The organism is Myxococcus sp. CA039A (assembly GCF_013336645.1).
Classification (GTDB): Bacteria; Myxococcota; Myxococcia; order Myxococcales; family Myxococcaceae; genus Myxococcus; species Myxococcus llanfairpwllgwyngyllgogerychwyrndrobwllllantysiliogogogochensis.
This window is the reverse complement of record NZ_JABUMQ010000096.1, coordinates 1-14,426: the sequence shown is the minus strand read 5'-3', so window position 1 is coordinate 14,426 and position 14,426 is coordinate 1. Positions and strand designations below refer to the sequence as shown.

The window sequence follows — 14,426 nt, the reverse complement described above, 5'->3', positions numbered from 1 at the left end:
CATAGGGTAACCGGAGCGGGGCGCGGGGTGTGGCGACCGCGACTACAGCGTGGGCGTACCCACGCGATTGCTGCAGTACGCGCTGGAGCCGCAAGTGGTGCCGACGCTGGTGTACCAGGCCGTCTTGCGGGTGCCGTACTGACGATTGTCCGCGTGTACGTGCGCGCCGGTGGAGTTGCCCGTGGAGCCCACGAGGCCCAGCGCACAGCGGTCACACGTCTTGGAGCCGGACGACACGTTGGAGTTCAGGTGGAGCTGACGGAAGTCCCAGCCGGTGGCGCCGGTGACGACGTAGTAGTTGCCCGCGCCGCCGTTACAGGTGGTGCCTCCGCTGCAGTTGTTCGCACAGCCGCCGTAGTAGGCGTAGTAGCGGCTGACGTTGATCATCCCCCGGTGGTTCCACTCGCTGCACGTGCCATTGCTCATGTCGAGCGCGTTGTGGCTGCTGCCCGAGCACGAGTAGTACGTCGTGGAGCCCACGCGAGCGGCCGTGTCACAGATGGGGCCCACCGCCGTCGCGGACAGCGCGCTGGTGGCCCATCCCGTCACGGTGAGCACCACCGTGGCCAACATCCACTTCATTCCCTTCATGGAAACCTCCTCTGGGTTGTTTCGCTGTGGCACTGCCTACGGCGGTGATGCAGGGGTCACCTCCGCAGCCGCTGCTTTTCACGCAGCAGCAGGTGCCACTCCTGGAGGTTGAGCTTCAGCGCGGACAGCCACGCGTCGATTTCCAAGTCCATGCTCGCGTCCACGCCCCGCAGCGACTCCAGGAGGGGCCGCGCGGAGGCCTGACCCAGCCGGGCGATTCCCTCGAGCGCCGCCTTGCGCACCGCGGGATTCGCGTCACGTCGGAAGGTCTCCACCAGCGAGCGCCGCGCCCCATCCGCCTCCGCCCCTGGCACGCCTCCCAGCGCCGTGGCCGCCGCCGCGCGCAGGCCCGGGTCCTCCGCCTCGAGCTGCCGCGTGACGCTCTCCACCGCGTCGTGGCCCACGGCCTCCATGGAGACCTCGCCCAAGAGCTTCGCCGCCACCGCCGGGTCCTCCGTCGCCGCCGCCACCGACACCGCCGTCTCCGACACCGCGCGGTCATGGCCGGAGTACACCTGCGCGCTCTCCTCCCGCAGGTTGTCGGCCACGGCCTGGCGCACCTCGGGGGATGAATCCCTCGCGAGCTGCTCGTATGTCACCACGCCGCCGTTCTTCGCCATGAACTCCACGGAGGGCGTGGCCCTCAGTGCGCGCACGGCCGCCGCGCGTGCGGCCGGGTCCGCGTCTCCGGCGGCCCGGGCCAATAGCGGCTGCACCAGCGTGGGTGACTCGGCGTGGCTCGCCTTGGTGGCCAGCGCCGCGCCCAGGGCCTCCAGCACCTCCGGCTCGCGCTCCCGCTCCAGCGCGGCCTGCAGCTCGGCGACGGGCAGGGCCAGCGCCGCCTCTCGCAGCCGCAGCTTCACGTAGCGCCGCAGCGCCGGCGAGCCGCCCTTCAGCGCGGCGCGCACGTCCACCAGCATCGTCTCCACCGTGCAGGTGGACGGCGTCAGCAGGGGCTGGGCCGCGCTCGCGGACATCCCCCCGAATGCCAGGGCCGACAGCAGCAGCGCGCGCCCCAGGTGCTTCCTCACGAGGGCGTCCATCAGTGCGGCGCTCCTTCCTCGACGAGGCACGCGTGGTGCTCGCCCTTGCCCAGCCAGATGCGGGCGAAGTCCACCGTGCCGGAGGCGTAGAGCTGCTTGAACTCCGCGTAGTCGCGCTGGAAGCGCGGGTCCTTCGCGGCGAGCCTCGCCAGCAGCGGCAGCGCCTTCTCTCCGGCGGCGCGCACGGCGAAGCGGAAGATGGCCCAGCGCACGCAGACGTCGTGCTCCTTCTCGAAGGCCGCCTCGTAGATTTTCAGGGCCTCCTCCGGTTCGCGGGTGACGCCGAGCCGGAAGGCCGCCATCTCCCGCACGTCGCGCTCTCGGTCCGTGGTGAGGATGCGCTGGAGCTCGTCGAACGACTCCGAGCCGATGAGCGGATTGGAATACGACGGCATCTCCAGCGCGAGCAGCCGCACCGCCATGTCGTCCGACTTGCCGGCGATGGAGAGCAGCTCCTTCCAGTACGGGGCATGGGTGCCGGTGCGCTCGAAGTCCTCCTTCATCACCCGGCCCAGGGTGCGCGTGGCCACCCAGGCCGTGGAGTCCGCCGTCTCGTCCAGCGCCACGGCCTTCAGTCGCGCCAAATCGCTGGGGGACAGGCGTCGCTGGGTCTCCAACGCGTCCAGCGCCGCCGAGCGGTTCTGGAGCGGCATGCTCCGGTCCTCACCCAGCTTCAGCAGCGCCTCCGACACCTTCGCGTCGTGGACGGCCGGGGCCGCCTTGAGCGCGTCCAGGTAGAGCCCCAGCTCGGGAGGACTGGCTTGCTTCGCCCACTCGACCACCTGGAGCCCGCGTCCCGCGTCCTGGCCCACCAGCTCCGTCAGGCGCTCCTGGAGGTACGTCGCCAGCAGGTTGTCCCGCTTGCCCACCGCGACACCCAGCGCCTCGCGCAGCGAGTCCAGCGTGGCCGTCTTGTCGAGCTCTCTCAGGCCGTCCCAGCACCCCGGCATGGGAAGCTGTTCAACCGCCAGCTTCGGCTCGTTGGGAGACGGCGTCCCTGAAGACGTGCCGACCAGCACGCCGCTCGCGGAGGGCGGCCTCGCTGCGGAATCGGAGCGCGCGCTGTCCTCGACGGAGGGAGGTGCCCCTCGGGAGAGCAGCAGGGCGACAGCCGCCCCCACCAGCACCGCGCCCACCAGGGCCCAACCAGGCTTTCTGAAGGTCATCAGGAGAAAGTCGATAGGTTGTTAAAACTGAGAATTCTCGATTACTTGGAAAATGCGTGAATGGCAACGGATTTGTCACGGGCCCGACGCGACGCCTGCTCCCTGCGAGGGCGGGCGTGAAGCGCGCGGAAGCGGCGGACATAGCTTTCCCGGGTGAGGTGGAGGTGACGCCTCCCATCACAGCCGATGCCTGGCAGGGGGAGTCCCATGCACGAGCCGCCACCCGCCGCCTCTGGAGAGGATGGCCGTGCGTCTTCTCGCGGAGCCGTGCCCTGGCATGCCCTTCCCCCCGAGCGCGTGTTCGAGCAGTTGGAGAGTGGCGCCGAGGGCCTGACGGACGAGCAGGCGCGAGAGCGGTTGATGCGCCACGGGCCCAACGTGCTGGAGCGCCAGAAGGGTGAAGGGCCGCTGAGGCTGCTCTGGCGTCAGGTGAACAGCCCGTTCATCTGGGTGCTCATCGTCTCGGCGGTGCTCGCGGTGGTGATGGGGAAGGTGACGGACGGGCTGGTGGTGGCGGCGGTGGTGGTGCTCAACACCGTCATCGGCTTCGTGCAGGAGTTCCGTGCGGGCAAGGCCATCGAGGCGCTGAGCCGGATGGTGCCGGAGAACGCCACCGTGGTGCGCGCCGGCGACAAGCGCGCGGTGCCCGCGGCGGAGCTGGTGCCTGGCGACGTGGTGGAGATTGCCTCTGGAGACAAGGTGCCCGCGGACATGCGGCTGGTGTCCTCACGCAACCTCCAAATCGAGGAGGCCGCGCTCACCGGCGAGTCCGTCCCCGCGTCGAAGCAGCCCCTGCCCGTCGAGGAGGACGCGGAGCTGGGCGACCGGACGAGCGTCGTCTTCGGCGGCACGCTGGTGACGTCCGGCGCGGCCAGGGCGGTGGTGGTGGCCACGGGCGGTGCCACGGAGCTGGGCCGAATCTCGGAGATGCTCCGAGGGGCGACGGACCTCCAGACGCCGTTGACGAAGGCGCTCGCGACCATCGCCAAGGTCATCACCGGGGCCATCCTCGTCGTGTCCGTGCTCCTGCTCGGGGTGGGCCTGTGGCGCGGCTATGACCTCAGCGAGGCCGTCGTCGTGGCGATTACCCTGGCGGTGGCGGCGATTCCGGAGGGCCTGCCCGCCATCGTCACCATCGCCCTGGCCATCGGCGTGCAACGCATGGCGGCCCGTCGCGCCGTCATCCGCAAGCTGCCAGCGGTGGAGACGCTGGGCAGCACCACCGTCATCTGTTCGGACAAGACGGGCACGCTCACGCGCAACGAGATGACGGTGCAGGCGCTGTGGACACCGACGGGGCGCTACACCGTCACCGGGGTGGGCTATGCGCCTCGGGGAGAGCTGCGCAGGGATGGCCCGCCGCTCAGCGCCCTGCTGGTGCCCGAGGACGTGCGGGAGCTGCTGCTCGCGGGCGCGCTGTGCAACGACGCCGCGCTGCACGGGCAGGGCGGTGATTGGCGGATGACGGGTGACCCCACCGAGGGCGCGCTGGTGGTGGCGGCGGAGAAGGCGGGCCTCGGCGTGGACGAAGCCCGCGCCCGCTTCCACCGGCTGGACGCCATCCCGTTCGAGTCCGAGAGCCAGTTCATGGCCACCCTGCATGAGGACGCGCGAGGAGGCCGCGTGCTGCTCCTCAAGGGCGCGCCCGAAGTCGTGCTGGCACGGTGCGCGCCGGACGGCGCCGCGTCGAACGAGGCCGTGCTGGAGGAGGTGGAGCGACTGGCGCGGCGGGGGATGCGCGTGCTGGCCGTGGCCTCGCGCGAGCTGGCGGAGACGCGAGACACCCTGGCACTGGAGGACGCGGAGGGGGGCCTGGAGCTGCTGGGACTGGAGGGGATGATGGACCCGCCTCGCGAGGAGGCCATCGAGGCGGTGAGGGCGTGCCACGAGGCGGGCATCGTCGTGAAGATGATTACGGGCGACCATCTCGCGACGGCGGAGGCCATTGGCGCGCGGCTCGGGCTGCACGAGCCAGGGACGCCCGGTGTCGCGGGCGCGAGGTTGGGAGCGCTGGACGATGAGGCGCTGGCGGACGTGGCCGAGCGCACCAATGTCTTCGCGCGGGTGGCGCCGGAGCACAAGCTGCGGCTGGTGCGCGCGCTCCAGCAGCGGCGGCACGTGGTGGCGATGACGGGGGACGGCGTCAATGACGCGCCCGCGCTCAAGCAGGCGAACATCGGCGTGGCCATGGGAATCACCGGCACGGCGGTGTCCAAGGAAGCGGCGGACATCGTCCTCACGGACGACAACTTCGCCTCCATCGCGGCGGCGGTGGAGGAGGGACGGCGCGTCTACGACAACCTCATCAAGTCGCTGGCCTTCGTGTTGCCCACCAACCTGGGGCTCGCGCTCATCCTCCTGTGTGGCGTGGCCTTCTTTCCCATCCAGGACTTCGGAGGGGGGCCGGTGCCATTGATGGCGATGCTGCCCACGCAGTTGCTCTGGATAAACCTGGTGGCCACGGTGTCGCTCGCGCTGCCGCTGGCGTTCGAGGCGCGTGAGTCGGACGTCATGCGGCGCAGGCCGCGCAATCCGGACGCTCCGGTGCTCAGTCACTTCATCGTGATGCGCACGGGCCTCGTCGCCCTGCTGATGGCGGCGGGCGCCATCGGCCTGTTCCTCTGGGAGTACTCGCACGAGGTGCCGGACGTGGGGCACGCGCGGGCGCTGGCCGAGGCGCAGACGATGGCTGTGAATACCGTCATCAGCTTCCAGATTTTCTACATGGTGATGTGCCGCACGCTCACCGGCTCGCTGCGCAAGGTGGGCCTGTTCAGCAACCCCTCCGTGTTCATGGGGATTGGGGCGCTGGTGCTCTTGCAGCTCGCCTTCATGTACGTGCCCTTCATGCGGCGCATCTTCGGCACCGCGCCGCTGTCGCTGGAGGCCATTGGCCTGTCCGTACTGGTGGGCGCGGTGGTGGTGCCCGCGGTGGGCTTGGAGAAGTGGCTGCGCGGACGCAAGGACGGCGGTCCGGTGGAGCGCTCCCGCTCCCGCCCCCGCTCGCGAGAGGACGAGGAGCACACGCCGCCTCCGGGGACTCACGAGCGTCTGCCGGCGTGAGGTGCTTCAGCGCTCCGTGCGCGAGGGGCGCGCGGCGGCGTCCGGGAGCGAGGTGTCCTCGGCCTCGAAGACGATGTGGCAGCGGTCCAGCTTGGGTCCGCAGGCGTGGTCCAGGTCCGCGCGGGTGTCGCAGCCGGGACGCTCCTCGCAGGTGTCGGGAAGGAAGGCCCAGACGAACTGGAGCACGTTGCCCCGGCGTCCCTCGGGCAGGGCGGCGAGGAAGTCTTCGCGGTACGTCTCGAACAGGCGCGCCAGGTGCACGGTGTCCCTGTCGAGGCGCACGTGGCGCTTGTCGCCGACGAAGCGGCGGCTGGCCTCGTTGAGCTGCGCGTCGAGGTACTCGGGTTGGAAGTGGGAGCTGTCCATGCGCGGGCCGCCCCGGGTGGCGTGGAAGAGCGCGAGGTGGACGCGCGGGTCGGCGAACTCCCCGGAGAGGACGCGATGGCGCAGCGACCACAGCGTCATCCGCCGGCCGCCCACGGGCCATGAGCGGGCCCAGAAGAAGCGCCCTGGCCAGGGCTGCTCCACGCTCTCCAGATAGGGATACCCATCCACCACCTGCTGGAGCACGAGCGCGTGGTAGGTGTTGAGCCAGAAGGCGAGCGCGTCCTCCGACGTCGGGAAGACATCTGGCCGATTGTGCGGAGAGAACGAGGCGAGCGACGCGACGAAGAGGTCCAGCTCCGCGCGCTCGCGCCCCACGGAGGAGAAGTCCACATCGCCGTCCGGCTGGACGTGTCGCAGCACCTTCTCGAAGCCCTGGTAGTGGAAGGGCTCGTCGGCGGAAGGCACGGAGGCGGGTAGCAGGCCCTGCACGTGCAACGCCGCCAGTGCCGCCAGCATGCTCATGCTGGCGAAGAGCACGGCGGCCACCAGGTAGCGTCGTCGGGAGGGCAGGGGAGCGTCCACGCGGCGCGCAGCATAGACCAGCGCGAGCCTGTGCCACCTGCCCCCATCGGTCTCCCGCCCGGCGAGCACACAGAAGGACGCCATGCCCACCCGCCACCTACCTTGGTGACCAGACGCGGAGGCCTCCGCTACAGCGTCCGCCGCTGTCCCGACGAGGAGGGCGCCACCGGCATCCCCGCTGCTGACGCGCGGAAGACTCCGCTACAGCGTCCGCCATTGTCCCGACGCGGACGACTCCGCGAACGTGTTCAGCAAACGGTGCAGCTTCAGCGCGTGCTGGAAGTCGGGAGCGAGCGACGTGCCCTCCGCGACGTCCTTCGCGAACGCCGCGTAGAGCTGCGCCGTCTGGTGCGCGTCGTCGGTCAGCGCGCCCTTGGCGCTCAGGAGGTACTTCTCCGGCGTCGGCAGCAACTGGAGCGGCTGGTTGTCGCCTCGCGCTCCGGACACGGTGAGGTCCTGCGACAGGTACAGGTCCCCCTCGGTGCCGGTGATGGTGCAGCCGATGCCGCCGCCATTGCGCTTGCCGGCCTCGACATGGGCGGACAGCACCGCGCCGCTCTTCAGCGTGCCGGTGATGAGCACCTGGTCCGGCGCGGTGACGGGGATGACCTCGCCCGTCTCCGCCAGCGTGGTGTGCTCGAACTGGCGCGTGACGAGCGCGGCCACGCTCTGGAAATCCCCCACCGCCGCCAGCACCGTGTCGAGGAAGTGCGCGGTGATGGTGGCCAGCGCGTTGGCCCCCTTGGTGGCGTCCGCCGTGTAGTCATACGCCTTGGGCCGCGTGTGCCCGAGCATGGCCGTGGACACCTGGAGCGTCGCGGAGCGCACCTGCCCCACGTAGCCCTCCTGGAGCAAATCCCTCAGATAACGCGCGCCGGGCGCCAGCCGACGCTGAAGCCCGATGACGGTGCGCACCCCCGCCGCTTGCGCCAGCGCCGCCAGCTCCGTCGTCTCCTCCACCGAAACGCCCAGCGGCCACTCGCAGAACACGTTCTTCTTCGCGGCGATGGCGGCGCGCACCAACCGCGCATGTTCGGCCGCGCGCACCGAGACGACGACGAGGTCCACCTCGGGATGCTCCACCAGCGGCTCGAAGCTCGCGAACGCATGCGGCACGTCGAACCGGCGCGCCGTCTCATCCGCGCTCACCTGCCGCGTGGTGCTCACCGCCGTGACGCGATAGCCCGGCAGGGACTGCAGCGCGGGCAGATGCGCGTAGGTCGCCCACCCCCACTGCGGGCTCGCCCCGATGATGCCCACCCGAATCCTGTCCGACACGCTCGACTTGCCCATCGCTCCACTCCTTCGCAGGTGACGGGGCGGCACCGCGCCAGTCCGGGCTCCGCTCCCGGTCGGCAGGCTAGCGAGCGACCTCCGTGGATTCAAGACGACTGGTCATATTCACAGAAAAGCCATGGAGAATCATGGGGTTGTATCGAATTCGAGGCGGGTTTTGACGGCCCGGGGCACGGGCCCTAAAAGGGAGCGATGCCGAGAGCCAGCGTTCGCGACAAGCTGCTCGCCGCCGGTCTGGAGACCCTGCGTACTCAAGGGTTCAACGGCTGCGGCGTGCAGGACATCACCGACGCGGCCGGCGTGCCGAAGGGCTCCTTCTACAACCACTTCGAAAGCAAGGAAGCGCTGGGCGCGGCGGTGGTGGACCAGTACATGCGCGCCAGCAGCGCGGACCTGTCCCTGCTGCGAGACACGTCCCTCACGCCGCTGCGACGGCTGCGCGCCTACTTCGCCGCGCAGGTGGAGGTGCTCGTCGCGGGCAGGTTCGAGTGCGGCTGCCTGCTGGCGAACTTCGCCGCGGAGCTGGCCGACCACAGCCCCCTCATCCGCGAGCGCGTGGCGGCCTCCTTCGCCGAGTGGTCCTCGCGCCTGGAGGAAGTGCTGCTCGAGGCGCAGGGCTCCGGAGAGGTCGCCAAGGACGTCGCTCCTGAGATGCTCGCCACCTTCATGCTCGGGGCCTGGGAGGGCGCAGTGCTGCGCAGCCGCGTGGAGAAGGGCCGCGCCCCGCTGGATGCCTTCCTGCGGCTGGCGTTTGATCGCTCCCTGGAGCAGGCAACCGCCGCCTGCGCCACCTAGCGCGCATGGCGCGGCTCGCCAATCCGCACTGTTTAATTAGGGATTGTTGCTTTCTCGTGTCTTGAGACAGAGTGCTCCCTGAATCACGGGAGGGAGTCAGCTTTGTCCATACGTGTAGGTCTTGCTCGCGGGCTGTGTCTCGCGGTCCTGCTCTTTGGCGCGGGGGCATTCGCGCAGGGCGTCTCGGTCATCACCGGCACCATCACCAGCGCGGATGACAAGCGTTCGCTCGCGGACGCAGTCGTGACGGCGACGTCGCCGAAGCTGCAGGGTGAGCGGGTGGTCGTCTCGGACACGAGCGGCCAGTACCGGCTCGCCCAGTTGCCGCCGGGTACGTACACGCTGCGCGTGGAGCGCGAGGGCTTCGAGCCCTTCGTGCGCGCCGACATCGTCCTGCGGTTGGACCGCACCATCCGGGTCAACATCCAGCTGTTGCCCTCGGCCTTCGGCGAGGAGATTTCCATCAGCGCGGCGCCCACGGTGGACGTGGGCTCCAGCACGACGGGCCTGAGCGTGGACGCGGACTTCCTGCGCACCATGGCCGTCATCCGCCCCGGCACGAAGGGCTCCGCGTCGCGCTCCTTCGAGTCGCTGGCGGAGCTGGCCCCGGGCGCCACGGAGGACCGCTACGGCGTGAGCGTCAGCGGGAGCAGCTCGCCGGAGAGCCAGTACGTGGTGGATGGCCTGTCGGTGAATGACCCGAGCGTGGGAACGCTGGGCACGCCGCTGTCCGTCGAGTTCGTCCAGGAGGTCAACGTCATCACCGGTGGCTACATGCCGGAGTACGGCCGCTCCACGGGTGGCGTGCTCAACGTCGTCACCAAGTCCGGCTCCAACGAGTTCCACGGCTCGGTGTTCGCGAACATGGCGCCCGGTGCGTTGCAGCGCAACGGCACGGTGGTCCGCCAGGAAGGCACCGTCATCTCCGCGCAGGGTCAGCCCTGGAACCAGGGTGACTTCGGCTTTGATTTGGGCGGCCCCATCCTCAAGGACAAGCTCTGGTTCTACGTGGGCGTGGCGCCGTCGTTCAATCGCATCCGCGTGGACCGGCAGCTGAGCACGCTGGACTTCTGCACGGAGGTGGACCCGGCGATCGGCTGCGCCACGGTGGGCCAGCGCCGCAGGGACCCGGAGACGGGCTTCGGTCAGGTGACGCCGATTGAAGGCTCGCGCACCACCCGCTTCGCGGACGAGCGCAGCATCCAGTACATGAGCAAGCTGACGTACCTCTTCAACCCGGACCACAACCTGTCGCTCTCCGTCTTCGGCACGCCGCGCTCCTCCGGCGGCGACGGCAAGTATGCCTTCAGCGACGACGGTGACCCGGAGGTCTGCGTGGGCCTGTCCTGCACGGCCTACGTCCAGGGCACCTACGACTCCATCGCCACCCGGCGCTCCAACGGCGTGATGGACATCGTCGCCAAGCAGTCCTCGTCCTTCTTCGACAAGAAGTTCCTCGTCGATGCGACGGTCGGCTGGCACCACCAGTCGGACAGCCAGCTGCCGTCGGATGGCTCCGGGCTCTTGTCGGACTCGGGCCTGTCCTCCCGGCCGAACATCGCCTGGCGCCGCACGCGCAACCCCGGCCCCCACACCATCACCGAGTTCGAGTCGCTGATGGACCCGTCTGTCTGTGGCGCCACGGAGGCCGAGCAGCGCCGCAACTGTCCTGTCACCGCCTATTCCACGGGCGGCCCCGGCACCATCAGCGAGCAGGAGTTGGACCGCGTCCAGGGCAAGGTGATGGGCACGTACCTGTTCCAGGCGTTGGGCCACCACATCGTCAAGGCGGGCTTCGACGCGGAGCGGATGAGCTTCTACAACAACCGCGCGCGCACCGGCGGCACGCCCTGGCAGGAGTGCACCGGGGGCGACTGCTTCTACACGCTGAACCAGTACGGCTACCTGGATGGGCCGGACTCGCCGGTGTTCCTGGCCAGCAAGGAAGGCACGTCCACGTCGATGACGGTGGGCGGCTTCGTGCAGGACAGCTGGTCCATCATGGACACCGTCACGCTCAACGCGGGCCTGCGCTACGACGTGCAGACGCTGTGGGGCCTGGACGACAAGGTGGGCCTGCACCTTCCCAACCAGTGGTCACCCCGCGTGGGCGCCGTCTACGACTTCACGCAGCAGGGGCGCTCCAAGCTGTTCGTCAACTTCGCGCGCTTCTTCGAGAACGTGCCGCTGGACATGGCGGACCTGTCCTTCCCGCAGCAGCAGCTGCTGTCGGCCACGTATGACTCGCCGCCGTGCCGCCCCGACGACCGCAACTCGCTGGTGACGGACTGCGTGGCCAGCCGCAACCGTCAGCTCATCGGCAACAGCGAGAGCCCCAACCAGGCCTGGGACGCGCAGGGTGGCGACCGCGTGCCGGTGGACCCGAACATCCGCGCCCAGTCCGCGGACGAAATCATGGTGGGCGGCGAGTACGAGGTGCTGCTCGGCCGCTTCGGCCTGACGTACACCCGCCGCCAGCTCAACGACGTCATCGAGGACATGAGCCGTGACGACGGCAACACCTTCTTCCTGGGCAACCCTGGCAAGGGGTACTCGACGGACTTCCCGGAGGCGGTGCGCAAGTACGACGCGGTGAACCTGTACTACCAGAAGGCGTTCTCCGACGGCTGGCTGGCCCAGGCCAGCTACACGTGGTCCCAGCTGCGCGGCAACTACTCCGGCCTGTTCCGCGCGGACACGGGCCAGTTGTCGCCCAACCTCACGCGCGACTTCGACCTGCTGTCGCTCACCACCAACCGTGACGGTCCGCTGCCCGGTGACCGCACGCACGCCATCAAGGTGTTCGGCGCGCGGGAGTTCCAGGTGACGCGGACGACGAGCGTCAATGTTGGCGGTGGCTACCGCAGCCGCTCCGGCACGCCGCTCAACTACCTGGGCGCGCACCCCCGGCGCAGCGGCTCCGAGACGTTCATCCTGCCGCGCGGCAGCGCCGGCCGGCTGCCCTGGGTCCACAACCTCGACACCCACGTGGGCGTCAGCCAGAAGCTGGCCAAGGACTACACGCTGAGCCTGTCGCTGGATGTGTTCAACCTCTTCAACTTCCAGCAGTACACCGCGGTGGACCAGACGCTGACCTTCACCCGCGTCTATGCGATTGAGCAGGGCGGCAAGCCGGAGGATTTGACGGCGTGCCTCACGGCCAACAACCCGGGCTGCAAGGTCATCTCCACGGCGACGAACCTGCCCATCACGACTTCCGACATCAACCCCAACTTCAAGCGTCCCACCGCCTACCAGGCGCCGCGCTCCGTCCGTCTGGGCGCGAAGCTCAGCTTCTAGGCCCCCACCATGAAAGGACAATCACCCATGAAGACTCGTTGGATGGGATGGGGACCCGGCGTCGCCGCTTTGGTTCTGCTCGCGGGCTGTGGCGTCGAGGACCCGGAGCCGCAGTGTGTCGTGGCGCGCGCGGTGAGCGACGGCTCCATCGGCTCGTTCGCCACCGTGTACACGCTGTTGCCCGGACAGAATCCGGACCAGCAGTGCGCACAGCTCAAGCCGGAGCCGCTGGGCCTGCAGAAGTACTACAGCCAGGACCCCAACGCGCGGGACACCGTCGCGGTGCGCAGCGAGCGGCTGGGCGAACTGGTGGCGGATTTCGAGGAGGACCGGCCGGACCCGGACCCCTCGCACACGCCGTTCTCGGTGGGCCCGTTCTCGAGCGAAGGGCCCGGCGCGGACAACTTCTGCGACGTGCCCCAGCTGAGCCCCACGCGGCTGGACGTGCCCGCCACGGCCACGCTGCCCGCGCAGAGCTTCCGCTACGAGTGGTCCAACCTGCGCATCTACAACACGCCTGGGATTCCGGGCACGCAGTTCAAGGCGGACCTGACCTACACGGAGAACGGCTGCACGGCGACGTACCAGGCCAAGGGCATCTGGCCCGTGGTGGGCTGTGCGACGAAGGGCGCGCCGGACGAGACGAAGTGTGACCCGTACGCGGACTACTCCGTGGGCCGGCTGCGCGGCTCCGGCATCAACCCGCTGTTCCCCGTGAAGTGCGACCCGGACGCGCTCATCTGCGTGCTCACCGGTGACGTGCCGTCCGACGAAACGCCCTGAGCGTCGGTGAAGCAGGCCCCTTCCGCTGCTCGTCGAGCGGAAGGGGACCTGGGGCTCACTGGAGCGGGGTGGACTGCTGGTCCACGCCGGAGGACTTGCGCCAGTCGGTGAGGTTCGTCTCCTCCTGGGGGTCCACCTTGAACGTCCCGTTGGAGCCGTACCGGTTCCGGTCCATCTTCAGGCCGGGCCGGTGCTGCCGCTGCCCCAGGCGCACCAGCCTGCGCCCCTGGATGCTGTTGCCCCGCACCGTCAGGTTCTCGCTGGGCGCGCCGTTGGAGCCCAGGCCGAGCATCATCCCGTAGCCCTGCGTGCCGGAGATGGCGTTGTCCACCACCTGCACCTCGCGCGAGTTCTCCACGCGGATGCCCGTGCCGTCGCTCCCGCCGCTCTGGGTGATGTCCCGGATGACGTTGCCGCTCACCACCACGCCCACGGGGCTGGGCTGGTCGCCGATTCGCGAGCCCCCCACGGAGATGCCCCGGCCCGCGTCGTGGATGGTGTTGTCCTCCACGCGCACGTCCCGCGCGGAGTAGTGGATGACGACGGCCTCTCCGGAGGACGTGGGGGACTTGCGGAAGCCGTACATCGTGTTGTCACGAATGACGACGCGATGGCACGTCTTGATGTCCACGGCGTTCTCGTCGTTGTCGTGGAGCAGGTTGTTCTCGATGAGGATGTCGCTCGCCGGAGCGTCTTCCTTCTTGTCCGGCAGCAGGCACTGCACGGAGTCCCCCGAGTTGTGGTGGATGTCGTTGCCGCGCACCGTGATTCCGCGCGACGTGGCCTGGATGACGACGCCGTGCGAGTCGCCCTTGGGTTGCTTGCGGAAGTCGTGGATGTGGTTGTTCTCGATGAGCACGTCCCGGGCTCCGCCGTAGGTGGCGATGCCGGCGCCCAGGGTGCCGTGGTGGAGGTCGTTGCCGGTGAGCACGGAGCCCGTGGTGTTGCCCTCGAAGAGGACGGCGAAGCGGGGCTGGCCGCGCACGTCGATTTCGAAGCCCTCGACAATCCAGTAGGGCTTGCGCACCTGGACCAGCGTCCCGCCTTTCGGCGTCGGGACGATGCGCGGTCGCCCTTCGCCCACCAGGGTGATGGGGGCATCCGCGCGGCCCGCCTTCACCGCGTTGTCGATGAGCAGGCCCTCGGCGTACTCGCCGGAGGCGACCCGGATGGCCTCACCGGGACTTACGACTCTCAGCGCGCGGCCGATGGTGCGGAACGGCGCCTGCTTCGTCCCCGCCGCCGTGTCCGAGCCCGAGGTGCTCACGTGCCACTCCCGGGAGAATTGTTTCGGGCGGCGCGTGGTGTGCCGCACGGTGTCGCCGCTCCCCTGGTCGCCCTCCTTCTTGGCGGGCGAGGTCGTGCTCGCCGCCCATGCGGGGCTGAACGCCCACAGCGCGCAGGCAAGGCCCCATCCCAGTGTCAGCTGGCTGACCCTCATCCCCATCCCCTCCCGTCGGACAAACCCCGCTCCCCAAGG

The 14,426-nt window shown here is 69.4% G+C and carries 10 protein-coding genes; 4 read left to right on the top strand and 6 right to left on the bottom strand.

Translation table 11 applies throughout. The features are described from left to right. Positions 1-42 precede the first annotated feature (42 nt). From HR086_RS17755 to HR086_RS17745, 3 genes are read right to left on the bottom strand one after another with little or no spacing between them, the layout of a single operon-like run. A complete protein-coding gene (locus tag HR086_RS17755) occupies positions 43-591 on the bottom strand; it encodes a peptidase M23 (protein WP_141640507.1) in 549 nt (182 codons plus the stop codon). Between the two features lie 56 nt (positions 592-647). Then, on the bottom strand, positions 648-1,634 hold the full coding sequence (locus HR086_RS17750) for a HEAT repeat domain-containing protein (protein ID WP_174466202.1): 987 nt from the start codon (positions 1,632-1,634) through the stop codon (positions 648-650). After that, positions 1,634-2,800, bottom strand: a complete 1,167-nt coding sequence (locus HR086_RS17745; RefSeq protein WP_174466201.1) for a HEAT repeat domain-containing protein — start codon at positions 2,798-2,800, stop codon at positions 1,634-1,636. The genes HR086_RS17750 and HR086_RS17745 overlap by 1 nt, the downstream gene beginning before the upstream one ends. Before the next feature lie 207 nt (positions 2,801-3,007). Here HR086_RS17745 and HR086_RS17740 point away from each other — a divergent pair, with 207 nt between their 5' ends. After that, complete coding sequence (locus HR086_RS17740; RefSeq protein ID WP_174466200.1) at positions 3,008-5,863, top strand: HAD-IC family P-type ATPase; 2,856 nt, start codon at positions 3,008-3,010, stop codon at positions 5,861-5,863. A 6-nt stretch (positions 5,864-5,869) separates the two neighbouring features. Here the strand turns inward: HR086_RS17740 and HR086_RS17735 are convergent, their stop codons facing one another. Further along, complete coding sequence (locus tag HR086_RS17735) at positions 5,870-6,856, bottom strand: DUF547 domain-containing protein (protein ID WP_174466199.1); 987 nt, start codon at positions 6,854-6,856, stop codon at positions 5,870-5,872. Between the two features lie 117 nt (positions 6,857-6,973). Continuing rightward, positions 6,974-8,065, bottom strand: coding sequence for a Gfo/Idh/MocA family protein (locus tag HR086_RS17730; RefSeq protein ID WP_174466198.1), 1,092 nt, complete (start codon positions 8,063-8,065; stop codon positions 6,974-6,976). Between the two features lie 195 nt (positions 8,066-8,260). Here HR086_RS17730 and HR086_RS17725 point away from each other — a divergent pair, with 195 nt between their 5' ends. The 3 genes from HR086_RS17725 to HR086_RS17715 all read left to right on the top strand — a co-directional run bounded on the left by HR086_RS17725 (position 8,261) and on the right by HR086_RS17715 (position 12,946). Continuing rightward, positions 8,261-8,863 carry a TetR/AcrR family transcriptional regulator gene (locus HR086_RS17725; RefSeq protein WP_174454287.1) on the top strand — a complete coding sequence of 201 codons (603 nt, stop codon included), beginning with the start codon at positions 8,261-8,263 and terminating at the stop codon, positions 8,861-8,863. 102 nt (positions 8,864-8,965) lie between these two features. Continuing rightward, positions 8,966-12,163: a TonB-dependent receptor gene (locus HR086_RS17720; RefSeq protein WP_174466197.1), complete on the top strand. Its 3,198-nt coding sequence runs from the start codon at positions 8,966-8,968 to the stop codon at positions 12,161-12,163. Positions 12,164-12,190: 27 nt separating this feature from the next. Next, the gene (locus HR086_RS17715; RefSeq protein WP_141640514.1) at positions 12,191-12,946 is read left to right on the top strand and encodes a hypothetical protein; all 756 of its coding nucleotides are present in this window, start codon (positions 12,191-12,193) and stop codon (positions 12,944-12,946) included. Between the two features lie 55 nt (positions 12,947-13,001). On the opposite strand, the gene HR086_RS17710 is transcribed toward HR086_RS17715, so the two are convergent. Beyond that, the gene (locus HR086_RS17710) at positions 13,002-14,387 is read right to left on the bottom strand and encodes a nitrous oxide reductase family maturation protein NosD (protein ID WP_174466196.1); all 1,386 of its coding nucleotides are present in this window, start codon (positions 14,385-14,387) and stop codon (positions 13,002-13,004) included. Positions 14,388-14,426 lie beyond the last annotated feature (39 nt).